Genomic DNA, 26,798 nt, shown 5'->3' with positions numbered 1-26,798 from the left:
GATAATTAAAATGGTTCTGTTAATTTACCGATTACTTTAAACCGCTCAAAAACGCGCTCGGTATGCGGCGCATCTCCAAGCTCTTTGGTCAGATCCTGTCCCGCCCAATGTTCATAATGGTGACCGTTTCGCCAAAGTCGTGAGGTGGTAACATCGTAGATAAGCCCCTGATAGGCACACCATATCTCTTCCCGATCCTGCCCGTTTCTCAATGCGAGCTGCGATTTTGTATACTCTTTCATGCACTTCGTTTTACCGCCGCGGCGGATACGCTCAATAATTATGCCCGGAATTTAAGCCGACATTTCAGAATATTTTGATAATAAGACTAAAAAATCTGAACTTGTCATTTAATTAAGAAAATCATTCGTGAAAAATAAAATGAAAAGAAAATATACTTTGCTTTGGAGTATGATGCTGGCGCTCACCCTTGTGGCAGCAGGTTGTAAAAAAGATTCAAAAAAGCCGGTTTCTGAGCGCATTGCAAAAACCTGGACAGCTGAGACTGTAAAGTACGGAACAACAACTGTTTACACCAAAGGAGGTGCAGGTAACGTTCAGGAGGGTTATTCCAATTTCAGACTGGCGTTGTCAAGCACAGGAACAGCCGCTTACACCGAATTTGATAAAAATACATTTAATGGAACATGGGCTTTGGAAGGCGAAAATACGTTGGTACTTTCTGGCTTGAATCCAGCTCCGAGCGGCACGAATGGAACCATTAAATTTACAATAAGCTCGTTAGAAGATACCAAGGTAGTTTTAACGCGAATAGATGCCAGTGTAAAAACCGGAAATACGATCAATCAATACACGCTATCAAATCCATAAATCAGTTTGCGGCGTGTGGAACGCATTGAACTTTTAAGGAAAAAATATTATTGAAACAGACGAAGCCATTTCTTCCGGGAGATGGCTTCGTCTATTTTAGCTAACTTTGTAACATGGCAGAATCAAGAACAGAAATCAGCAACTTAGGCGAATTTGGTCTTATCAAAAGACTTAATGAGGGACTTAAAAATAATTTACCCGAAAGTATCAAAGGCATCGGCGACGACTCGGCCGTTATTGACCTTGGAACAGAATTTGGATTATTATCAACCGATATTCTTTTAGAAGGCGTCCATTTTGACCTTTCTTTTTTTCCTTTAAAACATTTAGGATATAAGGCGATTGCAATAAATGTATCGGACATAGCGGCCATGAATGGCATTCCTCGCCAGGTTACGGTCGGTCTGGCACTGAGCAACCGTTTCTCAGTTGAAGCCGTTGAAGAATTGTACGAAGGCATGAAAGCGGCCTGCAAAGATTTTAATGTAGATCTTGTCGGTGGTGATACTTCTTCTTCACTATCGGGTTTATTTATCTCTGTAAGTGTTTTCGGACGCGTTGCAAAAGACAGGATAACCTATCGAAACACGGCAAAAGCCGGCGATCTTATATGCGTTTCCGGCGATTTGGGTGGCGCATATATTGGCCTGCAATTATTGGTAAGAGAAAAGCAGGTTTTCCTTGCCGATCCGAATATGCAGCCGCAGCTTGACGGGAAAGAATATGTTATTCAAAGACAACTTCGCCCTGAAGCACGGATGGACGTGGTTTATGAACTTGCCGGTGCTGGTTGTATCCCAACTTCCATGATTGATGTTTCGGATGGTCTGGCTTCAGATCTTTTACATCTTTGTTCGCAATCAGGCGTTGGCGCATTGGTTTTTGAAGATAAACTTCCTATCGACGAGCAGACTTATATGGGCGCGGTAGAACTTAATATCGGGCCAATAACGGCAGCTTTGAATGGCGGAGAAGATTATGAATTGCTTTTCACGGTTCCGCAAAGTGATTATGACAAAATTAAAAATAACCCGAAAATCAGTGTGATCGGATATATGACCGATAAAAAGGACGAAGTTTTACTTCATACCAAAGGAGATAACAGAGTGCCGATCACAGCACAAGGCTGGAACTAATTCATAAGTATTTCAAGCAATTCAGATGATACCAGAGGCTTTTACGAGCCACCGGTCCGACGGCTTTTTCCGCCGTCGGACCGGTAAGAAAACATCCACACTATATCGGCTTGCTGAACTAAAATCATTTCAACATTTACAGATAAGTAAAAAATATCAACTGTTTTTTATCCGTCCGACCGTAAAAAAACCGTCGGATGGAAAACAATCATTTCCCCCATTCCAAAACTACTTTCTTAAATAAATCCTGCAATGAAAGCGTCCGTTTTCCTGCTTTTCCATCGCCAACAGGACTATCTCCAATTTGTACGATAGGCATCACCCACTTTGTTGAGCTTGTAGTAAATGCTTCGTCAGCAGTTTCCAGTTCAGAAAATAATAACGGGCGAACCTCCACTTTAAAATGTGTCTTAGCTAATTCCAAAACTACTTTTCTGGTAATCCCTCTTAAAATATTGGTATCAGAAGTAATCAGTGTATCGCCTTTGAAAATAAAAAAATTACTTCTCGTCAATTCACTTATTTCCCCATCCTTATAGAAGAGCAGATCCGATGCGCCTTGCTTTTTCATTTCATCAGCCATCAAAACCATGTGCACATAATTGGTGGTTTTAATTTCAGGAAGGTCACGTACATATTGGTAAGGCAAAACTTTAATCCCCTTCAATAAACCAGCCGGATTATCCTGCGGCAAAGGTTCAGTCCTGATCAGAAAATTTGGTTTCACCACACTGACACTATCAGGCGCATAACCGCCCGTCAGAACAAACCGAAAAGCAACTTCCCTTTCTCCTGAAAGCGAATGCAGGTCTGCCAGAATTTCAGTTGCTTCTTCCTGGTTTAATGGAAGCGGAAGTTTTAATAACTTCGCGGAATTCTCAAATCGCTGCCAATAGTCATCCCAGCGGAAGGGAATGCCATTGTAGGTCCGAAAATAATCAAACATACCATAACCACGTAAAATGCCCAGGTCATTTGATTTAAAAAGCGTCGTATCTAGTGGAGAGATCTCTCCGTTGAAATAAAGATGAAAAGGCATTTTTTGAATTTATTAGCGCCACGAATACACGAATTTACGCTAATGACCACGAATTATTTTTCCCGGCAGGAACATTTAATTTCGTCAGTCAACCATTCATCCTGTTACCTTTGAGTTTCTCAACAGGATTTAGGTACTTTGCGTAGTGCTTCAAAAGAACCTAATAGTAGAAATAATTCGTTTCCAATAGAATTGATAAGCGTAGTAATCAGCCACGAATGACAACAACAGAAAATCTGCTGCAAACCCTGCAAACTGAAATAGAACAAAACGCTTACGGAGAATCTCCCGCGGAACTTTATGAACCGATACGTTATATCATGGCCTTGGGCGGTAAACGTTTCCGTCCGCTGTTAACACTACTGGCCGCGTCAATTTATACAGATGATTTTAATAACGCCTTAAAACCTGCCATCGCCGTTGAGGTTTTTCACAATTTCACTTTGATGCATGATGATATCATGGACAAAGCACCCTTGCGACGCGGAAAGCCAACAGTACACGAAAAATGGAATGCGAACACCGCAATTCTTTCCGGCGACGTGATGCTGATCAGGGCTTATGATCTTTTGATCGATATCAAAAAGGAAGATTTGAGAAATGTGCTGATCCGTTTTAACAAAACCGCTTCCGAGGTATGTGAAGGGCAACAGCTGGATATGAATTTTGAAACCCGCTGGAATGTTACAGAGGAAGAATACATTGACATGATTCGTCTAAAAACTTCCGTTCTGCTGGGTTTTGCGCTGGAACTTGGTGGAATTATCGGTGGAGCTGATACCGAAGCTACTCAGCTGCTTTATGAAGCAGGAGAAAGCATGGGAATCGGATTTCAACTGAAAGATGATCTGCTGGATGTTTACGGAGATCCGGCAAAATTCGGAAAACAGGTCGGCGGCGATATTATTGCCAACAAAAAAACGTTTTTACTGATCGAAGCACTTGCCAAAGCAGAAGGCGATTTAGCCACAGAATTAAATAAATGGCTCTCCGTTGAAACTTTCGATAAGGAGGAAAAAGTAAATGCAGTTCGGGAAATTTATGACAAGCTGGGTATCCGGGCATTGACAGAAGAAAAAATCAGCAGCTATTTTTCAAAGGGAATCGATTCTCTGGAAAGATTGCCTGCACCTTCTGAACGTAAAAAGAACTTACTGGAATTTGTCCATCAGCTGGTTGAGCGGGAACAATAATTTATTAAAATTATAAGTAGCTTTTAAATTAAATCATCGATACGAATCTTATGTCTATCACCCTCATAATAATTATCATTACGGCTGGTATCAGTTATTATGCCCTCCAGAATTCGCTTTTTATGGATAAGCTGATCATGAACCCTTACCGGGTCAGCAAGCGAAATGAATATTACAGATTTATTACCTCAGGATTTATTCATGCCGATTTTGGGCATTTAATTTTTAATATGCTGACGCTTTGGTTCGTTGGCGAAGGAATCGAGAGGCTTTTCAATATGCTTTTCGGAACAAGCGGACCTGCTTATTATTTGTTTTTATACCTGGTTGGTATTGTAGTTTCAGATATTCCAACATTTTTGAAACACCGTACCAACTCGAATTATAATTCGCTGGGTGCTTCTGGTGGAGTTTCTGCCATTCTTTTTGCAGCAATCCTGATTAATCCGCTAATGGATATCTATTTGTATTTCTTCATCAAGCTGAAAGCATTCATCTTCGGAATCCTGTTTCTTGCTTATTCGATATACGAAGGGCGCCGTGGCAGAAGTTACGTCAACCACAGCGCTCATATTTATGGTGCAGTATTCGGAATGGTATTTATGGCAATCGTTTATCCCAATGCAGTACCTAATTTCTTCCAGCAGATTTTATCCTGGCGGTTATTTTAATTCAGCCAGGACGGTAACACTACCAACTGTTTTATCCTGAAGATTTACTTTGATTTCTGCGTCAAGCGGAACATAAATATCAACGCGGGAGCCAAATTTGATAAAGCCCATTTCAGTGCTTTGCTCAACTTTGTCTCCCTCTTTTATGTACCAGCGGATACGGCGCGCAGCAGCTCCTGCGATCTGACGGAATAAAATATCCACGCCTGATGCAGTACGGGTTACAATGGTAGTACGCTCATTCTCCGTACTGGATTTCGGATGCCAGGCCACAAGATACAGACCTGGATGATATTTAAAATATTGAATAACACCACTCACCGGGTTCCAGTTAACATGCACGTTAATGGGCGACATGAAAATACTGATCTGGCGTCTTGGACCTTTAAAATACTCGTTTTCAACCACTTCTTCAATTACAACTACTTTCCCATCACAAGGTGCAATGATCTGCGTCTCACTTGTTTTCACAACACGTGAAGGCACACGAAAGAATTGAACGATAAGAAAGAAAATAAAAATGCTGGCAACTAAGGTTATTCTCGGAATCCAGTATCCATCAGGCAATAACATATATATGCCTAAATTTATCAGAATCAATATAATGGCGGCGATCGCCATGATGGTGTAACCTTCTTTATGAAGTTTCATGAAAGGGGAATTTCGTTCGCTTTTAGTCTTTACAATACAAATATCGTATAAATCTTGATTTTACGTTCATCAAAAAGCCTTGCCGATCTAATTTAGAAAGGCAAGGCTTCTGATTTTCAACTTAAATTTATAACAATCACAGAACAGAATGAAGCTATTATTCTATTACAACACAGTCTCCGTTTTTAACTTCCTGCTCTACTTTTTTGTATTTAACATCACGTAAAACACGTCCGTCGCGATACTGTACGGAAACCTTCTGATTACGGTCAGCGATTCTGTCCACTCTGATTGGCTGAGCCTTGGTCGTAGACTCCATCTGACGTGCATACTCATTTGGCCCGTCAAGATCTGCAACGAAATCTTCCTCACGGTTTGTGTGAAGTTCTGGCGCCGGAGCAGGACGTTTTACCGTTTGCTGGACAGCCGTTGCCGGTGCAGCTTCCTCCTGCGGAATATCAGCCTTCATGAGGAACGAGATCATGTCAAAGTTTACTTTGCTCAGGAAGCGTTTGAAAAGCTCAACAGACTCGAATTTATAGATCAGCAACGGATCTTTTTGTTCGAATACCGCATTCTGAACAGATTGTTTCAGATCATCCATTTCACGAAGATGCTCTTTCCATTCCTGATCGATTAGCGAAAGCACGATCGCTTTTTCCATTTCGTGTGTAATCTCATGACCGTTGTTAGCCAACGCTTTTTTAAGATTTACAACAATACCAGTCTGGCGGATTCCATCACTGAACGGAATCATGATTTCAGTAATCGTAGCACCACGCTCCGCATGAATAGATTGCAAAATTGGCAATGCTTTTTCTGAAATCTGATGATTTTTATCCTGATAATGTTTTTCAGCCGCTTCGTACAAACGCTGTGTTTTTTCCTGAGGTTTCAGGGAAACGTTATCATTTTCACTAAACGGAAGCTCAATACCAAGCGTTGTGATCGTTGCAAGATCAAGTTCAGAATACGTTCCTGCGTTCCCAACAATTTCCTCACAAACATCATAAAGCGTATTGGCAATATCCACAGCCAGACGATCTCCGAACAATGCGTTACGGCGACGTGTGTAAATGGCATCACGCTGATAGTTCATCACGTCATCATATTCCAGAAGACGCTTACGCATACCAAAGTTATTTTCCTCAACTTTTTTCTGAGCACGCTCGATTGATTTAGTAATCATGCTGCTCTGGATCACTTCGCCTTCTTCCAAGCCCATTTTATCCATAACCTTCGCCATACGGTCTGAACCGAAGAGACGCATCAGGTTATCTTCCAATGAAACAAAGAATTGAGAAGAACCAGTATCACCCTGACGACCCGCACGACCACGAAGCTGTCGGTCAACACGGCGACTTTCGTGACGTTCAGTACCCACAATCGCCAAACCACCTGCTGCTTTTGCTTCCGGGGTTAGTTTAATATCCGTACCACGACCAGCCATGTTCGTTGCAATGGTTACAGTACCTGGCTTACCAGCTTCTGCCACAACTTCCGCTTCCTTCTGGTGTTGTTTTGCGTTCAATACCTGATGTGGTATTTTCCGCAGGGTTAGCATACGGCTGATAATTTCAGAGTTTTCAACCGAAGTGGTACCAACAAGAACCGGACGGCCCGCTTCAACCAACTCTACAATCTCATCCGTTACTGCATTATATTTTTCACGAACCGAACGGTAAACTTTATCTTCCTGATCCTTACGAACCGCAGGAACATTGGTCGGAATTGATACTACGTCCAGTTTATAGATTTCCCAGAATTCTCCCGCTTCTGTTTCAGCCGTACCCGTCATACCGGCAAGCTTGTGGTACATACGGAAATAATTCTGAAGCGTTACGGTTGCGTAAGTTTGTGTTGCATCTTCAACACGTACATTTTCCTTTGCTTCAATCGCCTGGTGAAGTCCGTCAGAATAACGGCGACCATCCATGATACGACCTGTCTGCTCATCAACAATCTTAACTTTTCCATCCATAAGAACGTATTCCACATCTTTTTCAAAAAGTGTATACGCCTTCAAAAGCTGGTTGACTGTGTGAATACGAGCTGTTTTAACAGAATAATCACGAATCAAGGCTTCTTTCTGCATCACGCGATCCTGCTCACTTAGCGACTGATCTTTTTCTATTTTATCAAGATCAACTGCGATATCAGGAAGAATGAAGAAATTGGTTTGCTCAGACTCTCCGGTAAGGAAATCGATCCCTTTTTCGGTAAGCTCGATACTGTTATGTCTTTCGTCAATCGTAAAATAAAGCGGAGCATCAGCTTGCGGCATCAGCTTCTGGTTTTCTGCAAGATAAATTGATTCAGATTCCTGCATCAACTGCTTAATACCAGATTCACTTAAATATTTAATCAAAGGCTTATACTTCGGCATACCACGGTGTGCACGGAATAGCGCGAGAGACCCTTCTTTTTTGTCACCCGCAGCAATTTTTTTCTTGGCTTCGTTCAACAGATCCATTGCCAGTTTTTTCTGTGCTTCAACAATTTTCGAAACACGAGGTTTTAGCTCAAGATATTCCTGCTCGTCTCCGCGGGGTACAGGACCACTGATAATCAAAGGTGTACGGGCATCATCGATCAAAACTGAATCGACCTCATCCACCATCGCGAAATGATGTTTGCGCTGTACCAGCTCATCGGTAGTACGTGACATATTGTCACGCAGGTAGTCAAAACCGAATTCGTTATTTGTTCCGTATGTAAGATTAGCTTTATATGCATCGCGGCGCGCCTGTGTATTTGGCTGATGACGGTCAATACAATCAACGCTCATGCCATGGAATTCAAATAAAGGTGCATTCCATTCCGCATCACGTTTTGCCAGGTAATCGTTGACCGTTACAATATGAACGCCCAGACCTGCCAGTGCATTTAAAAATGCTGGCAAAGTGGCCACAAGCGTCTTTCCTTCACCGGTTGCCATCTCGGAAATTTTCCCCTGATGAAGTACCAAACCACCGATCAGCTGCACATCGTAATGCTGCATGTTCCATTTAATAGGCTGGCCGATTACATCCCAGGTACTGTTCCAGACCGCTTTATCACCATCAATAACAACATTTCTTTTCTTCATTGCTATTTCACGGTCGAAGTAGGAAGCAGTTACTTCCAGACTTTCATTTTCTTTAAAACGACGGGCTGTATCCTTCACGATTGCAAAAGCCTTCGGGAGGATGTCCAATAATATTACTTCAAGTTCTTTATTCCGGTCGAGCTCCAACGCGTCAATTTTCTTGAAAATAGCTTCCTTGCTATCCACATTTGGCTCGTCGTTGGCCTGGTCCCGAAGCGCGCCTATCTGGTCATCAATTGATTTCAGACCTGCGGCTATATGTGCTTTCAGACCCTCTGACTGCGCTCTGAGTTCATCATTGGACAAAGAAGTCAGTTTCGCGTACTCCGCGTTTACCAAAGCAACGTAAGGCGTTAAATCCTTTAAATCGCGCTCAGATTTTGTGCCGAATAGCTTCGAAAATATTTTAAACATGATGGTATATGTATTGTGAATCGTTCATTTTGTTTGAAAAATATTACGCCTGATTGCCTCAAAATGCCAGATTGTCAGCTATTCAGTTAAATTTTCAAGTACAAATGTAATTTATTGCGCATTCTATTTACCAACAAATACAATAATCCTAAGTGTATTTTAATCTTATTTTTCCATTCTCAGGCCTATTCTCTGCGATTCAGCTTTTCTATCATCATCATTTATCACAAAATCATGAAACTCTGGAGCACCATATTTTCCGTGAACCACATCATAATCGTTAATTTTTAAACGAAAAATTTGTCGTTTCAGCTTATGGTTATGTCTGGTTAACAAAAAATAAATATGGCTGATCAAATGTGTTTTCGTACTATTACTCTTCATCAAAAACAACCACTTTTCACCTGCGCAAACCATTCATGTAGATAATTAACAACTACTGTGTATCACCTAGTACCTTTGATTCAACAATAACAAAGAAAACGAACATAGCCATGAACAACAATAGATTATTCCGCGACGTAAATAACAAAGTAATAGGTGGTGTAGCTGCCGGTATAGCGAATTATTTACAAATTGACGTAGTCATTATCAGAGTGCTTTTAGTGATGGGATTCTTCATTCCGGTTCACTTCCCAGTTTTCATATTCTACATCGTTATGTGGATTGCGATGCCAAAAGGAGTGAAAACAACGAACCACATCGAAAGCTCTGCCACGCACTAACGCGCTTCATCAATAAACTGATTTAACAGACCGCCGGAATAAAACTATTCCGGCGGTTTTTTGTTTTACTTATAATTATTAATTTTACGATAGTATGCCTGCATACTATTTTTATTGCGACTAACATCAAAGCATCAGAATTCAATCATTGACTTACAAAAACCATATAATCTATGAATGCATACATTGTTGCCGGTTATCGCACTGCGGTAGGTAAGGCATCTCGTGGTGGTTTTCGATTCACGCGTCCGGATAATTTAGGTGCTGACGTGATTAAATATATTCTTGAAAAAATTCCTCAGTTAGATCCAACGCGTGTGGATGACGTGATTGTAGGAAATGCGGTACCGGAAGCCGAACAAGGTATGCAAATGGGACGATATGTAGCCCTGTTGTCCTTACCAAAAAACGTTTCCGGAATAACCATTAACCGTTACTGCGGTTCAGGGGTTGAAGCAATCGCGATGGCTTCGGCAAAAATTCATGCGGGTATGGCCGATTGTATCATTGCAGGCGGAACTGAATCGATGTCACTTGTACCGACAATGGGCTGGAAAACGGCTTTGAATTATGAAATTGCGCAAAATCATCCTGACTATTATTTAAGTATGGGATTAACTGCGGAACAGGTTTCGAAAGATTTCAATATCAGTCGGGATAAACAGGATGAGTTTTCATTTTTTTCGCACCAAAAAGCATTACGAGCGCAAAAAGAAGGTTGGTTCGACAGCGGTATTGTTCCGATAAAAGTGCAGGAAACTTTTTTTGATCCTATTTCCGGTAAGAAAAAAATTAAGGAAACGATTGTTGATAAGGATGAAGGACCCCGCGCTGATACCACGCTGGAGGCGTTGAACAAACTGAAACCGGTTTTTGCAGCAGGTGGATCGGTAACAGCCGGAAATTCTTCACAAACTTCTGACGGTGCTGCTTTTGTTGCCGTTATGTCTGAAAAACTTGTAAATGAGCTTGGTTTAAAACCCATTGCACGCATGGTCTCTTATGCAACGGCCGGCGTAGATCCGAGAATTATGGGTATTGGCCCCGTAGCTGCCGTACCAAAGGCCTTAAAACAGGCAGGATTAAAACTAACTGACATTCAGCAAATTGAGTTAAACGAAGCTTTTGCAGCACAGGCGCTTGCAGTCATTCAGGAGCTTGGTATAGACCCGGAAATCGTCAATCCAAATGGGGGTGCTATTGCTTTAGGCCACGCGCTGGGCTCAACGGGCGCAAGACTTTCTGTTCAGCTTTTTAATGAAATGGAACGGAGGAATCAGAAATATGGTATGGTAACAGCCTGCGTTGGCGGCGGACAGGGTGTTGCAGGGATTTTTGAGCGACTGAATTAGGATACCACACACGAAGTATATACTTAATTTTCATCGGTCTCCCCGGAAGATTTGCCTTTCTTCCGGGGAGATTCTTTATTTTTGCCCATCAACTATATGCCGCTATTTCATGGATGTATCCATCATCATCATAAATTACCGAACACCACAGCTTATTATCAATTGTTTACAATCTATTTACAAACATACATCCGGCGTTAAATTTGAAGTAATTGTTGTTGATAATGATCCTGAGAATGGTGGGGGAGATTTAGTCCGGCAGGCATTTCCGGAAATCAAATGGATTGACATGACCTACAATTCAGGATTCGGACGTGCGAACAACGAGGGGATGAAGGCTGCTGAGGGACGTTATTTCCTGATTTTAAATGCAGACACGCTTGTGACAGATAACGTGATCGGGCGTTGTGTTGACAGAATGGATATGCGGAAAGATATTGCGGCGGCTGGGGCTCTTCAACATTATGCGGATGGCAAACCGATGCCGTTTTACAAAAGTTTTAACGAGTTCCGGAAAACTTTTTTCATACTGCCCCCAAGCGGATTTGTGGACCGTATGCTGACTAAAATGTATCCCGAACCAACATATTCTGATCCTGATCAGTATGACTGGCTCGTTGGAGCTTTTGTTTTTGTAAGAAAAGAAGCTGTTGAACGGGCGGGAGGTTTTGACGAAGATTTTTTTATGTATGGCGAAGACGTCGAATGGTCGGCGCGCTTAGGGAAACAAGGGAAGTTGTGTTATTTCCAGGACTGTACTTTTATACATCTTGAAAATGACAATCCTTTTCGCCGTTCCAACATTTCCTGGATCAACCGTTTCAGTGCCCAGATGCAGGTTTCCAACATGTTGTGGGTTCGAAAACAATATGGCGTTGGGGCATACCTGTTCATGATCCTGCATTATCTGGTCATGATTCCTGTGATTTTTATCTGGAAAATGCTTTTTAATATCAAAAACGATGGCAATCCATTTTCACAGTTGAAAACGCAGGCCATTTTCACAAAAAAGACAGGCGTTTTATTAAACTATTTCTGGCCGACACTTCTTGGCAGCAAACAGTTATTCAAAATAAAACCGTCTGAGAATATAGATTTAATTAGCCAATCATGAAAGTTCGTAGTACCCGACGGAAAATTTTGTTTTTTACGCCTTATGCTACGCGCACTGGCTCTGAAATGCTTATTTATTACATCCTTAAATATCTGGACAGAAGTAAATTTGAAGCGGGACTGGTTGCTTTTGCGCAAGGGGAATTATTAAACGATTTGCCATCGGATATTCCTGTTTTTCTGGCACCCGGTAAATTTTCCTTAAAGGATAAAATCGCATTTCACCTCGGGTTTCACCCGACACATCGGGCTATAAAAAAGATTTCACAGACATTCAAGGCGGATCTGTGGTATGTCAATACGGTGATGCTGACCGATGTGATCCGAATGGCAAAGGAAATTCAGATGCCGGTAATCTCGCATATTCATGAATTATCCGCGATGTTTTCCCAGGTGAGCAGCGCTGATTTTGAGACGGCCATAAATGATTCCACCATGCATATCGGTTGTTCTGACACCGTCTGTAAATGTCTGGCAGAATCGGGCAGTAAAAAAGTAAAAAGACTTTATCCATTTGTCGACCTGAATGAATTCAAGCCGGATACTGAAAAAGTCAGGAAAATAAGAAAAGAATGGGGGGTCGGACCGGATGATTTTGTCTGGATTATGTCCGGAACATCTTCCGACAGAAAAGGTTTTGATCTGTTGCCGGATATTGCCCTTCAGATTCCTGAAAATGCAAAAATACATCTTGTCTGGGTAGGAAATCTGGGCAATGACGGACTTGTTTATTGGACAAAAAAGAGATGTGAGCAAATTACCAATGTTAAAATCCATCTGATTGGCGCAAAAAAAGAAGATTATGCTTCATATCTGGATGCTGCCGACGGATTTATGTTAACATCCAGACAGGAACCTTTCGGAATGGTTTTGGTGGAGGCTGCCTGGCTGGGAAAACCAATTGTCTCCTTCGCAAGCGGTGGCCCGACCGAGTTTATTACACCGGAGTTAGGCACCGTAATTCCAAATCTTGACATTGCACTCTTTGTGCAGAGTATGCTTGACTGGAATAAAAAACTTTCCACTTTCGACAAAGAAAAATCCCGGAAAAAAGCCCTGGAATTTAGCGTAGAAAAGGGAGTGGCACAATGGCAAAAAATCATTGACGAGTTCTGATATTAACAACAGTTTCTTCTTCTGAATTTTCACTTATTTTCAACTTTCCGGAACACAAATTAATTTCCTATTAGTATGCTTGCATAATACTAGGAAAGGAAATATATTTGCTACGAGATAAATAGTATGCAAGCATACCATTTATCTCCAACTGTTAAATCACTCAAATAATCATATCCTATGGCTGTTGCAGAAGATAAAAAAACGTCGATTAAAGGAGGAGAATTTTTAATTAAGGAAACTCTGGCATCACAGATTTTTATTCCTGAAGAATTTAATGAGGAACAGCAAATGATCGCTGATACCTGCCGTGATTTTCTGCGCACCGAGATCTGGCCGCGTCTGGATGAAATTGACCAGGCAAAAAGCCCTGAATTGATGTCTTCTTTAATGGATAAGGCCGGTGAACTAGGATTGATGGGAACGGTTGTTCCGGAAGAATATGGCGGGTTTGGGATGAATTTTAATACGTCCATGCTGGTTGCGGAAGCGACAGGTGCGGGAAACTCATTTTCTGTTGCACTGTCAGCGCATACCGGAATTGGAACATTGCCGATTGTTTATTACGGAAATGAATCTCAAAAGAAAAAATATCTGCCTAAACTGGCTTCAAGTGAGTGGAAAGCTGCCTATTGCCTGACAGAACCAGATTCAGGATCGGATGCCAACTCGGGGAAAACAAAAGCCAGGTTAAGCGAAGATGGTAAGAATTATATCATCAACGGACAGAAAATGTGGATCACAAACGGAGGTTTCGCAGACCTGCTGATCGTTTTTGCCAAAGTTGTTGAACAGAACGGCGAAACGGATAAAAACCTGACCGCTTTTATCATTGAGAAAACCTTCGGTGGCATAACCATGAATGAGCCGGAGCATAAAATGGGGATCAAAGGCTCAGATACACGTCAGATTTTTTTTAATGACTGTGCCGTTCCGGTAGAAAATATGCTTTCTGAGCGTGGAAATGGCTTTAAAATTGCTGTGAACATACTTAATATTGGCAGAATAAAATTAGCTGCGGCAGCGCTTGGAGGATCAAAACAGGTGACAAAACAGGTAATAAATTATGCGAACGAACGTAAACAATTTGGCATTTCCATTGCCAATTTTGGAGCAATAAAACACAAACTTGCTGAAATGGCAATTCGTATGTTCACGACCGAATCCGCAGCATATCGTGTTGGACAGAATATCGATGATCTGATCGTTGCTTTGAAAGAAAAAGGACTGACCGACGCAGACGCGAAATTGAAAGCACTTGAAGAGTTAGCGATTGAATGCGCGATCATGAAAGTTCACGGCTCGGAAGTTCTTGACTATGTGGTGGACGAAGGCGTACAGGTATATGGTGGCATGGGTTATTCTGCTGATGCTCCGATGGACAGGGCTTATCGTGACAGCCGTATCAACCGGATTTTTGAAGGCACCAATGAGATCAACCGCCTGCTGGTTGTTGATATGCTTTTGAAACGCGCCATGAAAGGCCAGCTGGATCTGATGGGACCTGCCATGGCTGTTGGGAAAGAAATTATGTCTATTCCAGATTTTGGAATGGATGAAGATGAGACACCATTTGCTGCTGAAAAGAAAGTTATCAAAAACTTGAAAAAGGCTGTTTTAATGGTGGCAGGCGCAGCAGTTCAAAAATTCATGACCAAACTTTCTGAGGAACAGGAGATCATTATGAACCTTGCTGACATGGTTATCGAAACTTATGCGGCAGAATCTGTTCTGCTTCGTGTTGAAAAAAGAATCGATTTACTCGGCAATGACGTAAATACATTACATACTGATATTGCGATGGTTTATTTGCATGAAGCGGTGGAACGCGTGAACAATGCCGGCAAATCGGCTATTACAAGCTTTGCTGAAAGCGATGAATTACGTGTGATGCTGATGGGTTTGAAACGGTTTACTAAAATTGAACCGCTTAATCTTAAAGATGCGCGTCGTCGTATTGCAGATGCGCTTATCGCAAAAAATGATTATATTTTTTAATACATAATTATCTGTTGCCCTATTACAATGAATTTTATTAACCTAGCTAATGACTTATTTTGAACACGTCAGACGAACAGTCTGAACAACTAAAAACCAAAACTAATAATTTGAAAGGCCGTTACTGTTTCAGTTCCGGCCTTTTTGTTTGAATTTGTGGCTCGCACCTATGCCGGTTGCATAACAAGTGTTAAGGAAGTAGTTTAACTCAATTTTTTTCATGAACTTTCAGTCCCCATGCAGGGTTTATTTTGATAATGCATGTTACCCTAAACACTGAATCCTTTGCATTCTTTAATTGAGACTGAAAAACCACCTTTCATGACAGTTCATTCCGTTGATTTACGTACTACGGGTCAGTTCCCTACATTACTTCTCGATTATCTTGACCAAAAACCTTCACTGAAAGCGTTTTATGGAACATTTCCAACGGTTGAAAATGCAGAAGAAATAATCAGACAGCGGGCAAATTTCAGTCAGGAAAAACGGCAGACTTTGGTTAAAGTTTTAAAAGAGCAATATGAGGGACAGCCTTATATGCCGGATTTCTCTGTTCTGCTTGACCAGAAAACTTTCACGGTTACGACTGGACATCAGCTCAATATTTTTACGGGGCCGCTTTATGTGATTTATAAAATTGTAACCATTATAAAGCTTGCCAGAAAATTAAAGGAGACGTATCCCGAATATAATTTTATACCGGTTTACTGGATGGCATCCGAAGATCACGATTTTGCGGAAATTGCATCATTTAATCTTTTTGGAAAAACACACAGATGGGAAGGCGAGCACAGCGGAGCTGTGGGAAGACTTAATCCTAAAGAACTACACAGCATCTTGAAAATGCTGCCGGACAAGCCATTATTGTTTGCAAAAGCATACCTTGAAAATGAAACATTAGCTGACGCTGTTCGATGTTATATGCACGAACTGTTCGGACGGGAAGGATTGATTTGTATAGATGCTGACAACGCCGACTTGAAACGCCATTTTCTCCCTGTTATCAAAGAGGAGCTTACAACTTCCAAATCTGCGGAAATTGTTACCGAAACTACTTCAAAACTCTCTTCGCTCGGTTATCATACGCCACTTCACGCCCGGGAAATCAATTTATTCTATCTGATTGATAACTTGCGGGAACGCATTATTAAGGAAGATAATCTTTTCAAGGTAGTTAATACCGACCTGATATTCACTGAGGAGGAAATCCTTACGCTCGCCGAAGAACATCCCGAGCAATTCAGCCCGAATGTTGTCCTTCGTCCATTGTATGAAGAAATTATTTTACCAAATCTTGCGTATATCGGCGGGCCATCAGAAGTGCCTTACTGGATGCAGCTAAAAGGTATTTTTGATCATTACAACGTCACTTTTCCGATGCTGATTCCCCGGAATTTTGCTATGTATATTACGGATCAGCAACGGCAGCGCGTCAATAAGCTGAAAGTGCGTTATGAAGATTTATTTCTTGATGAGGTATCATTGCGTAAGAAATTTGTCGAAACCCATTCAACAAACGTCCTGGATTTGAACGAAGAAAAGGAATCGTTTTATGCTCTTTTCGAAACAATTCTCGACAAGGCAATGGCAATCGATAAATCAATGGAAGGCGCTGTGAAAGCAGAAGAAACACGGATTCGCCATTCTTTTGAAAACCTTGAAAAACGTTTGAGAAAAGCGGAAGAAAGAAATCACGAAAGTGAAATTGATCAGCTTCTTGCGTTAAAATACAAATTATTTCCTGGCAAATCTTCCCAGGAACGTTATGACAATTTCCTGAATTTTTATCTGAACGACCAGACATTTATTTCCAAACTGATGACCGCGTTTGATCCGCTGGATTTCCGTTATAATGTTCTCATTGAGGAAAAGGACAAATAACGACGGTCTAGTTTTTCAATTTCACGTCTCCAAAATTGGAGAAAACAGTAATTTTTGCACCAGATCCTGAGCCAATTTTGCCTTGATATTGCTTGGATTGGCTGGACGATTTACTTTCACTGGTCGGCTGTTTGGAAAAATTCACATTGGTTGGAAAGCTGAAATCTCCGTTGGTTACCGTCACATTAAAACTGTTAGACTCAGCCGGGAGTGTTACCGATGAAAACTCCGCATGTATATTCAGGTTTTCATCCGACGAAGGAAGCTCCTCCATTCTGAAATTATTGGAATAATTCAGTCTGATTTTTCCACTGCCACGCAATTTCCCGATTATTGCTTTTGAATAATTAATATTGGTCGTCAGCTCGTCGACGTCACCAATTGATAGTTCTCCGCTTTTAATATTCAACATCAGCGTTCTTACCTTATCCACTTTCAAATCTGAATTTTCAAATACCAGATTGCCACCTTCCATTTTTCCAATTGTAACCTGTCCAAACTGCGAGTTGATAACATTTTGCGCGTTACCCAGAACATTTGCATTAAAATTCCCATGTCTGGAATCGATTGTCAGCGGTGCTTCGAAAGATGGAATATTGGTATTGCCAAACTGATTTTTAACAACGAGCTCATTTTCCTTCGGCATAAAGATCGTATAGTCGATCTGAATAAAATTCTTCTCGCCGGCTTTCCACTTCATATTACTCCAACCCGTTCTCGCAAAACTATTTTTGTCGATCGTTGTCCGAAGACTGATCAAATTTTTCAAACGGCTTTCACCAATCCGAATCGAGCTCAAATATTCAGAAACCTGAGATTCGGTGGGCGCAGTTGCCGTGATAATCACTTCAACTTTTATTTCGTTTTTCCCCCACAAATTAACCTTAACCTCTCCATATTGATTATCAACCATCAACTGATCTCGTTCAGTGACTTCGTAGACTTTAACCACATGCCTTCGTTTTTCGATAAGCATAAAGGGCTCCGGATCTGCTGAAAAACCAAGTGTTGGCCCTAATAATGTGATACTAAACAGTAGGTGAATTATCTTTTTCATGGCTTTGGGTTGCCTTATTGATACGTTGTAAAATACTTAACTGTCGATTGAGCAAATCCACCTGATACTGAAGATTTTCAATCATGGCACGAATCAATGCCTCCTGGTTAGGAGCATTGCCCAAATCTGATTTAAGATTTTGATAACTCACTTCCAAACTTTCGAGATCAGCAGAAAAATCCTTATAGAGTTCCGGATTATTACTGGCCAGTTTCAAAATCTCGCTCCGTTTCTCCTCTATCAACGTATTATACTGATTGAACTCTCGGGCATAAGCAGGCACTTTAAGCGCTACTCCGGGATCGCGCGTAACACCATATTCATTATTGAGGTAGAAGAGATAACCAACACCTAAGGCAAGCAAGACACCAGCTGCGACCCGCCAGTCGAAATAAGGATTGTTTAAACGCTTTACTTTTTGCTGCGGTTCTGCGGGTGCCTGGGGAATATTGCTTTCGATGCGGTCCCACAAAGAATCCTGAGGTAAGAAAGCGTCAAATCCATCCCTATTATCCCGCACAAACCTCTCTAGACGATCTTTTTTATCAGAAGACTTTTTCATTGATCATTAACATATAAAGTGTAAAGTTTTGATTCAAATGATACTATTATTTAGTTTGATACTGTCTCTGTTTACTCTTCTTTTATAGCCAGCGTTGCGCTACTTCCCATTAAACCTTTCCCAGCAACTCTGTCAGTTTACGTTTTCCGCGCATGTATTGGGTCCTTGACGTCGTTTCACTGATTCCTAAAACCTCGCCGATTTCCTCGTGATCGTAACCTTCAAATAAATACAGACTTACAACAACCCGGTATCCATCCGGCAATCTCAGCACTGCATTCCGGATTCGCTCCACTTCTAACGTTGTATCATTTTCATACCAGCCGAAACTCTTTTCAATATCTTCACTTTCCTCAAACGTTTCATTAAATTCATCCATTTCAACCCATTTCACCTTTCTGCTTCTGAGGTGATTGATCGATTTGTTTACGACGATTTGTTTAAACCATGCACCAAAAGTGGATTGCTGCCGAAATTGGTGAAGGTTGGTAAAAGCGTCCACAAAAGCCTCCTGCAAGACATCCTCTGCTTCTCCCATATGATTTATGATCCGCATGCAAATGTTAAACATAGCCTTAGAGTAACATTTGTATAACTCATACTGCGCTTTGCGCTCTCCGAGTTTACAACGCTCTACCAGTTCGACATGCTGGTCGGTGTACAATTTCGTTTTCAAGCAGAAGGTTTAGATTTGAACGTCTGAATCAAAGAGACAAAAAAGAATACAGATGTTGCATCAAGGTACAAAATAATTTGGCGGCCATCGGCTATCAGCTGCCAGCAATCGGCTTACAACCATTAAAATTCCGTTTTTAGCAACATTATGAAAGCCGACTGCCGAAAGCCGACTGCCTTTTGAACAAAGCCAATCTCCCATTTGTTACTAAAAAGAAAAGCTCCGGCTTTGACTATTGCTTAAAAATGGTCTATTTTGTTTATTGTAATCTACCGAAACTGTAAATGAAGACGTTTAACATACCCGATTTTTACCGGAGCCAAATTATCACACCGATCAAGGAATTCCGTCGTAAAAACGATAAACTGAAACGTGATTTCACGCCAACGGTGCTCGATTTCGGACCGGTACAGTTTCTCATCGCACGCCATTTCGGTTTTTGTTATGGTGTCGAAAACGCCATTGATATCGCTTATAAGGCCATTTCAGAAAATCCTGACAAGAGAATTTTCCTGTTAAGCGAGATGATCCATAATCCCGATGTGAACCGCGACCTGACAGATCGTGGTGTCAAATTCATTATGGATACAAAAGGAAAACAACTCATTCCCTGGGAAGAACTTACGCCGGCTGATATTGTGATCGTTCCGGCGTTTGGTACAACAGTCGAAAACCAGCAAAAGCTGAATGAGCTTGGAATCAATTCATATATCTACGATACAACTTGTCCGTTCGTTGAAAAAGTCTGGAATCGCGCTGCGCAGATTGGCGAGAAAGATTATTCAATCGTTGTTCATGGGAAACCATTTCATGAGGAAACACGTGCTACTTTTTCCCATAGCAAAGAAAATGCGCCGACGATTGTCGTTGAAGATATGGCGCAAACCATTCGCCTGGCTTCCTACATTACCGGCGAATTACCCACACAACAATTCTTCGAGGATTTTAAAGGCCAGTTTTCAGAAGGATTTAATCCTGAAAAAGATTTACAGCGCATTGGCGTCGTGAACCAGACGACGATGTTGGCCTCTGATACACAAGGCATTGCAGATTATTTGAAAAATGTAATGACAAAACATTACAAACTTCGGCCAGAAGAAGTGGAAACGCGTTTTGCCAATACGCGGGACACGCTTTGTTATGCGACCAATGATAATCAGGATGCAACCTATGCTTTGCTGACACATCCGGCGGATCTGGTAATTGTTGCAGGTGGTTACAACAGTTCTAATACCTCTCACCTGGTAGAACTTTGTGAGGCCAAACTTCCAACATATTTTATCGAATCAGTTAACAAAATTCTGGATAAACAACTGATCAGACATTTTAACCTCCATACCAAAGAGGAAGTAGTTTCTGAAAATTATCTTCCTGTAAAATCTCCTGTAAAAATTATGTTGACCTGCGGCGCTTCCTGCCCGGATGCCGTTGTTGAAGGCATTCTGATGCGTCTTTTATCTTATTTTGAAGGAGCAAAACCAATTGAAGAAGTGATGCAGGCTTTTTGAAAAATAACAACTGCCGTATATACATTTCTCAACGGATCAGAATCTTATTTCTTACGAATTCAACTAAATTAGACGGATGGTTTTTATTTAAAAAAATCATCCGTTTTTTATATCCTGATTTGGAATAAAAAAACGTTATTGCCGGTAGCAAATCCTGTTAGTCTGAAAATTTCGTTAAAATCCTCATGAGAAAAATCTCGTTTCTTTTACTATCCTCTATTCTCGTTCTCTCGTATTTTTTCAACAGCTGCTCGTCCCTTAATGAAGTAAAGATTGCCGGGACAAACTTTAAGGAGGAGATCGGTCAGTCGCAAAATTTGGTTTTTACTTTTAACAAAGATCTTGTTTCGGAAAATCAGCTGAATGACTGGGATTCCACGCAGTATATAAATTTTGAGCCTGCTGTGCGAGGAAAATTTAAATGGTCAGCGCCAAATGAGCTGGTATTTTCGCCAGTTGCAGGTTTTGCTTCTGCAACAGATTATAAGGCCAAACTCACAGACGCTTTATTAAAACAATCAAAAACGGATAAAAAGTATGATGTTTCCGGCGAAGCGATCAGCTTTCACACACCTTACCTCCAACTGATTGACACTGAAAGCTGGTGGACACTTTCCAAAGAAACCGGAAGACAGGAAGCCCGCGTGAAATTAATCTTCAATTATCCTGTCAATACCCAGCAGGTTGCTGAACGATTGAAATTATTGATTGAGGACAACACTGTTTCGTATAAACTTTTACCCTCGGCTGAAAGTGAAAATGTGGTGTTGGGTTTGTCAAATACAGGAGGCGCCGATAATAATTCCGTTCCACTTATCATTAAACTGGACAAAGGTCTCAAAGCACAAAATACGACGTATACAACCCAGGAGGTACTTGAAACAACGTCAAGTATACCTTCTCCGCTTCATCTGGAAGTATCAGATATCAAAACCGGTTTTGAAAATAATTCCGCTTTTATCAGAATTATTACAACCCAGGAAATTGTCCGGGAAAGTATCGAAAATGGTTTCTCATTAAACCCGACAGCGACAGTTACAAGTGAGGTAACAGAGAATGGATTTATTCTGCGAGGCGATTTTAATGAAACCGATACGTATGCCCTTTTAATCAATAAAAACCTGAAAGGTGTCCTTGGTAAAAGTTTGGAAGAGGAAACTTCGCGTGATCTATTCTTCGGAAAAATGCCGGCTGGTATATCCTTCGTCAACAAAAAAGCACTTTATATGACACCGAAAGGTTCAAAAAACATGGGCGTCCAGATTGTGAACGTACCAAAAGTGCAGGTTAAAATTTCAAAACTTTATGCCAATAACATTCTCAATTATGTCCGATCCAATCGATGGGAGGAATACGGATATGTTGGCGAAGAGTGGAAAGCCACCGGGACTTTCAACTACAACGGCGACGATGAAGGAAATTTCAGCGATGTGATTGTCAATAAGGTTGTTGAAACAGAAAATTTACCTAAAACGAAAGGAATTTCTGCATTAAATATTGCGCTACCCGATGATAATGGCCGCCGTGGCATTTATCTGGTTTCAGTAAATTCGAAGGAAGAAGCTTACCTCGGCGCGACTAAACTGGTTTCTATATCCGATATCGGTCTGATTGCGAAACAGGCAAAAGATGAGCTATGGGTTTTTGCGAATTCAATCAAAACCAATGAACCGCTTTCGAACCTTGAAATTACGTTAATCAGCAGCAATAACCAGTCCGTCTATACTGCGACGACAGACGGAGATGGGATTGCTCATATAGATAAATTAAGTGAAAAAGCACCCGGATTTAAGCTGGCCATGCTTACCGCGGGCAGTAAAGAAGATTTCAATTATTTGCTTTTAGAAGATACGCGCGTCGAAACCTCCCGCTTCGAAGTGGAAGGGCTTCGGGATAATACTTCTGGTTTGCAGGCCTTTATATACAGGCAGCGCGATATGTACCGGCCCGGCGAGACACTCCATTTTAATACAGTAGTACGAAATCAAAACTGGCATACTGCGGCGGAAATTCCGTTAAAATTACGTTTGGTCACACCCAATGGAAGAGAATTTCGTACGTGGCGAAAAAGTACAAACAAGCAAGGCGCAGTCGAAACAGAAGTTGCAATGGAAACCTCCGCGCTGACGGGAACTTATGTGCTGGAAGTTTACAATGCCAACGACGTATTATTGGCGTCACAATCTGTAAATGTTGAAGAATTTATGCCCGACAGGATCAGGGTTGATCTGAGCGGTGCGCAAAAAGAATATGTATCCGGAGCTACGATCTCACTGACTGCTACGGCTTTGAATTTATTCGGTCCGCCTGCCAGTAACCGGACCTACGAAATGGAATCGCAGCTGAAAAGAAAATCGTTTTCTGCACCTGCATATCCTGAATATACCTTCGATATTCCTGCTGAAACAACTTTTGAAAAAGAGCGCAGGCAAGGCATAACCAATGAACAGGGGCAGGCAACAGAGAGATTCCCGTTGACTGCCGCACTGAAAGATATAGGTGTTTTGGAAGGAAAGATTTACGTGACCGTTTTTGATGAAAATGGCCGCCCTGTAAATCGTCTGCATCATTTTGAAGTTTTCACACAAAACACCTTTTATGGCATTCATCTGCCCGATTCTTATGTCGGTGTAAATGCGCCGATTCCGATTGAGGTTGTGGGTGTTAATAGCAAAGGAACATTGCAAAACGGTATAAAAGCAAAAGTAGAAGTTGTTCGCCTGGAATATCAGACTGTGGTGGAAAAGAAAAATGAGCAGCTCACCTATACATCAAGAAAAAGTGAAAAAGTCGTTTATTCAAACCTGTTGAATTTGGCCAACGGGCGGAATACATTTCGTTATGTCCCGACTGTTTCGGGTGAATATGAAGTGAGAATCCGCAGGCCAGATGCAACCCATTACAGTGTCGCCAATTTTTACGCTTATGGCTCCGGTTTCACGCAATACTCTTCCTTCGAGGTGAGTAACGAAGGCAGAGTTTTGATGGAAACTGATAAGCCAAAGTATAAAATCGGCGAAACGGCGAAAGTATTGTTTAAAACTCCATTTGACGGAAGACTATTGGTTACTGTCGAGCGAAATCATGTTTTGGAGCACCATGTTCTGACGACAGAAAAAAAAGCAGCGGAATTGAAAATTAGTTTGAAAGAAGAGCATTTGCCTAACGTTTTTGTTACCGCAACGCTGATCCGTCCGCTTGATAATTCAGATCTTCCGCTAACCGTCGCCAATGGTTTTATTCCCGTTTTGGTGGAAGATGCAAAGCGAAATCTGGCAGTTTCGATAACGTCTGTGGATAAATCACGATCAAAAATCAAACAGCAAATCCGTGTTAAAACGCAACCCAATACACAGGTGACCATAGCAGTTGTGGACGAGGGAATTTTACAGATCAAGAATTTCAAGACGCCGGATATTCACGGATATTTTTATCAAAAACGCGCCTTGGAAGTTTCCAGTCATAATTTATATGCCTTGTTATTCCCAGAATTAAACATTTCCGGTACGTCCAGTTTTGGCGGTGATGGTTATGATCTTGAAAAACGTATTAATCCGTTAAGCAATGGAAGAACGGAGCTGGTTTCTTTTTGGAGCGGTCAATTAATGACAAACGGGAGCGGAGAAGCCACCTTTGATATCAACATTCCACAATTCAGCGGAGATTTGAGAATAATGGCTGTTGCTTACAAGGATAACGCTTTTGGATCGGCTACAAAAAATATGAAAGTTGCTGACCCTGTGGTGATCAGTGCAGGATTACCCCGCTTTTTAAGCCCGGGCGACGAGCTTGTTTTACCTGTAAATATCAGTAATACAGAACAAAAATCAACGAATGCCACGGTTACTTTACAAGTGAGCGGTCCGCTGAATACCGGAACCGCACCGATCGTTCAGAAAATTGTTATTCCTGCGGGAAAAGAATCAAGAGCAATATTTTCTTTAAAAGCCGCACAGGCAATTGGTATTGGAAAAGTGACTGTAAAAGTGAATGCGTTTGGGGAAACATTCACACAGCAAACGGATATCACCGTTCGCCCGGCTTCCCCTTTATTAAAAACAAGCAGCTCGGGATTGATCGCCGGTGGGCAGCAAGGAGCAATAAATCTTGCAAATAACTTTATTCCGGCGACCAGCAGCAGCCAGGTTATATTAAGCCGCTCACCTTTGGTTGCCGGCGGGGGAAAAGCTTTATCGACATTATTGGGTTACCCTTATGGCTGTCTGGAACAAACTATTTCAAAAGCATTCCCGCAACTCTACTTTGCCGACTTGACAAAAGCCATGGCAACGCCGGTTTATCTGGTCAAAACAGGAGAAAGCGATTTTAACCCGGTTACCAATGTTCAGCAGGCTCTTCGTAAAATTGAGTCGCAGCAGTTGTTTAACGGGGGCGCGATCATGTGGCCAGGCTCCTTAACCGAAGACTGGTGGACAACCGCTTATGCCGTTCATTTTATGGAAGAAGCACGGAGGGCAGGGTTCGAAATAAATCCTAAAACACTCAGTAAATCAATCGATTATCTCACGTCTAAAACCGGCACAACTGCAACACGAGAAATTGCTATTGCCAGTACGAATAACAGTTTGCCAAAAGAATCTGTTTCGCAGGTCCGAAAAACGGTCGCCCGAAGAGAAGCTGTTTATTCTTTATACGTACTTGCCCTGGCCGGATCTCCTAACCGGGCAGCAATGAATTATTATAAACAAAATATTCAGTTGCTGACCCTGGACGCACGTTATTTACTGGCAGGAGCATTTCAATTAATTGGCGATACGCGGAGTTTCGGAGCCATTTTACCGAAAAATTATGCTTATCAAAATGGAAGCATGGTCTCCGATGATAGTTATTCTTCTCCGCTGAGAAATCTGGGACTGGTTTTGAATACTTTATTGGAAACCGATGGTGACAATCTGCAAATAACATCACTAGGGCGCCAACTTTCAGCTGCAATTAATTCCACTCCATACATCAATACACAGGAGGCAAGTTTTGCAGTTTTGGCACTGGGGAAAATTGCGAAGAAAACTTCCGCTTCCACGGTTACCGGCTCAGTTAGCGTCAATGGTAAAAAAATGGCAGGTTTTGATGGTAAGGAGTTAAAACTCGCCAAAGGTATTAATAACCAGAAACTGACTGTCTCAACCCAGGGGAAAGGCGATTTATATTGGTTTTCACAATCTGAAGGGATGTCTTCAACAGGGGCATTTACGCAGGAAGATCTGGGAATGAGTATCCGCAGACAATATTTGACCAGGGATGGAAAACCGGTAACAATTTTACACCAGAATGATCTGGTTGTAGTAAAATTGTCACTTTTGAGTACTAGTGGTTTACCCATTGAAAATGTTGTTGTTACTGATTTGTTGCCCGCTGGTTTTGAAATTGAAAACCCCCGGCTCACTGATCCTCGTGATATGCCCTGGATCAAAAACGCAGCCATACCAACTTATTTCGATATCCGTGATGACAGGATCCACTTTTTTACAACGGCTGAGAAAAGGGAAAAATCATTTTATTATCAGGTCAGGGTTGTTTCAAAAGGAACATTTTTAGCTGGCCCGGCAGCAGCGGATGCGATGTATGAGGGGGAGTATCGGAGTTATTCGGGGGGAGGGAAGTTGAGGGTTGAATAAGGTCTTTTTTAACGCAATAGGCGCAATGGTTTTCGCAATGGACGCAACAATTTGGTATTTACACCTTTTGTTACCCGTCCGACGGTAGAAAAAACCGTCGGACGGGCCTCCGGTCGGACGGCTTTTTCGGCGTCCAACCGGTAAAAACCAT

General features: G+C 41.6%; 19 protein-coding genes. 12 read left to right on the top strand and 7 right to left on the bottom strand.

Annotation, left to right across the window (positions count from 1 at the left end):
- Positions 1-5 precede the first annotated feature (5 nt).
- On the bottom strand, positions 6-242 hold the full coding sequence (locus AC1XUO_RS20845; RefSeq protein WP_235151575.1) for a cytochrome b5 domain-containing protein: 237 nt from the start codon (positions 240-242) through the stop codon (positions 6-8).
- A 139-nt stretch (positions 243-381) separates the two neighbouring features.
- On the opposite strand from AC1XUO_RS20845, the gene AC1XUO_RS20840 reads away from it, so the two are divergent.
- On the top strand, positions 382-831 hold the full coding sequence (locus tag AC1XUO_RS20840) for a hypothetical protein (protein ID WP_483331706.1): 450 nt from the start codon (positions 382-384) through the stop codon (positions 829-831).
- Positions 832-944: 113 nt separating this feature from the next.
- Complete coding sequence (gene thiL / locus AC1XUO_RS20835; protein ID WP_483331705.1) at positions 945-1,967, top strand: thiamine-phosphate kinase; 1,023 nt, start codon at positions 945-947, stop codon at positions 1,965-1,967.
- A gap of 208 nt (positions 1,968-2,175) precedes the next feature.
- Here thiL and AC1XUO_RS20830 read toward each other — a convergent pair whose 3' ends face one another.
- Complete coding sequence (locus tag AC1XUO_RS20830) at positions 2,176-3,006, bottom strand: aminotransferase class IV (protein WP_483331704.1); 831 nt, start codon at positions 3,004-3,006, stop codon at positions 2,176-2,178.
- Positions 3,007-3,224: 218 nt separating this feature from the next.
- On the opposite strand from AC1XUO_RS20830, the gene AC1XUO_RS20825 reads away from it, so the two are divergent.
- Together AC1XUO_RS20825 and AC1XUO_RS20820 are read left to right on the top strand one after the other, a co-directional pair.
- Complete coding sequence (locus AC1XUO_RS20825; protein WP_483331703.1) at positions 3,225-4,199, top strand: polyprenyl synthetase family protein; 975 nt, start codon at positions 3,225-3,227, stop codon at positions 4,197-4,199.
- Positions 4,200-4,249: 50 nt separating this feature from the next.
- A complete protein-coding gene (locus AC1XUO_RS20820; RefSeq protein WP_483331702.1) occupies positions 4,250-4,870 on the top strand; it encodes a rhomboid family intramembrane serine protease in 621 nt (206 codons plus the stop codon).
- On the opposite strand, the gene AC1XUO_RS20815 is transcribed toward AC1XUO_RS20820, so the two are convergent.
- Together AC1XUO_RS20815 and secA are read right to left on the bottom strand one after the other, a co-directional pair.
- A complete protein-coding gene (locus tag AC1XUO_RS20815; protein WP_483331701.1) occupies positions 4,862-5,521 on the bottom strand; it encodes a phosphatidylserine decarboxylase family protein in 660 nt (219 codons plus the stop codon). The genes AC1XUO_RS20820 and AC1XUO_RS20815 overlap by 9 nt on opposite strands.
- Positions 5,522-5,678: 157 nt before the next feature.
- Positions 5,679-9,023 carry a preprotein translocase subunit SecA gene (gene secA, locus AC1XUO_RS20810; protein ID WP_483331700.1) on the bottom strand — a complete coding sequence of 1,115 codons (3,345 nt, stop codon included), beginning with the start codon at positions 9,021-9,023 and terminating at the stop codon, positions 5,679-5,681.
- A gap of 494 nt (positions 9,024-9,517) precedes the next feature.
- Here secA and AC1XUO_RS20805 point away from each other — a divergent pair, with 494 nt between their 5' ends.
- From AC1XUO_RS20805 to bshC, 6 genes are all read left to right on the top strand, one after another.
- The gene (locus AC1XUO_RS20805; RefSeq protein ID WP_483331699.1) at positions 9,518-9,748 is read left to right on the top strand and encodes a PspC domain-containing protein; all 231 of its coding nucleotides are present in this window, start codon (positions 9,518-9,520) and stop codon (positions 9,746-9,748) included.
- Positions 9,749-9,921: 173 nt separating this feature from the next.
- On the top strand, positions 9,922-11,100 hold the full coding sequence (locus tag AC1XUO_RS20800) for an acetyl-CoA C-acyltransferase (RefSeq protein WP_483331698.1): 1,179 nt from the start codon (positions 9,922-9,924) through the stop codon (positions 11,098-11,100).
- 109 nt (positions 11,101-11,209) lie between these two features.
- Positions 11,210-12,214, top strand: coding sequence for a glycosyltransferase family 2 protein (locus AC1XUO_RS20795; RefSeq protein WP_483331697.1), 1,005 nt, complete (start codon positions 11,210-11,212; stop codon positions 12,212-12,214).
- Complete coding sequence (locus tag AC1XUO_RS20790; protein WP_483331696.1) at positions 12,211-13,329, top strand: glycosyltransferase; 1,119 nt, start codon at positions 12,211-12,213, stop codon at positions 13,327-13,329. Before AC1XUO_RS20795 ends, AC1XUO_RS20790 begins: the two co-directional genes overlap by 4 nt.
- Positions 13,330-13,509: 180 nt before the next feature.
- Positions 13,510-15,327 (top strand): acyl-CoA dehydrogenase family protein, encoded by a 1,818-nt coding sequence (locus AC1XUO_RS20785; RefSeq protein WP_483331695.1) that lies wholly within the window; start codon positions 13,510-13,512, stop codon positions 15,325-15,327.
- Positions 15,328-15,648: 321 nt separating this feature from the next.
- Positions 15,649-17,208, top strand: a complete 1,560-nt coding sequence (gene bshC, locus AC1XUO_RS20780) for a bacillithiol biosynthesis cysteine-adding enzyme BshC (RefSeq protein WP_483331694.1) — start codon at positions 15,649-15,651, stop codon at positions 17,206-17,208.
- Between the two features lie 7 nt (positions 17,209-17,215).
- Here bshC and AC1XUO_RS20775 read toward each other — a convergent pair whose 3' ends face one another.
- The 3 genes from AC1XUO_RS20775 to AC1XUO_RS20765 form a co-directional block, all read right to left on the bottom strand.
- Complete coding sequence (locus AC1XUO_RS20775) at positions 17,216-18,265, bottom strand: hypothetical protein (RefSeq protein WP_483331693.1); 1,050 nt, start codon at positions 18,263-18,265, stop codon at positions 17,216-17,218.
- Positions 18,237-18,827, bottom strand: coding sequence for a hypothetical protein (locus tag AC1XUO_RS20770; RefSeq protein ID WP_483331692.1), 591 nt, complete (start codon positions 18,825-18,827; stop codon positions 18,237-18,239). The genes AC1XUO_RS20775 and AC1XUO_RS20770 overlap by 29 nt, the downstream gene beginning before the upstream one ends.
- A gap of 109 nt (positions 18,828-18,936) precedes the next feature.
- Positions 18,937-19,503, bottom strand: a complete 567-nt coding sequence (locus AC1XUO_RS20765; RefSeq protein ID WP_483331690.1) for an RNA polymerase sigma factor — start codon at positions 19,501-19,503, stop codon at positions 18,937-18,939.
- Between the two features lie 284 nt (positions 19,504-19,787).
- Between AC1XUO_RS20765 and AC1XUO_RS20760 the strand changes: the two genes are divergently transcribed.
- Positions 19,788-21,011, top strand: coding sequence for a 4-hydroxy-3-methylbut-2-enyl diphosphate reductase (locus AC1XUO_RS20760; RefSeq protein WP_483331689.1), 1,224 nt, complete (start codon positions 19,788-19,790; stop codon positions 21,009-21,011).
- A gap of 185 nt (positions 21,012-21,196) precedes the next feature.
- Complete coding sequence (locus AC1XUO_RS20755; RefSeq protein WP_483331688.1) at positions 21,197-26,647, top strand: alpha-2-macroglobulin family protein; 5,451 nt, start codon at positions 21,197-21,199, stop codon at positions 26,645-26,647.
- Positions 26,648-26,798 lie beyond the last annotated feature (151 nt).

Source organism: Dyadobacter sp. HNCC25DJ186 (assembly GCF_056895235.1).
This window is presented reverse-complemented; position numbering and strand designations above follow the sequence as displayed.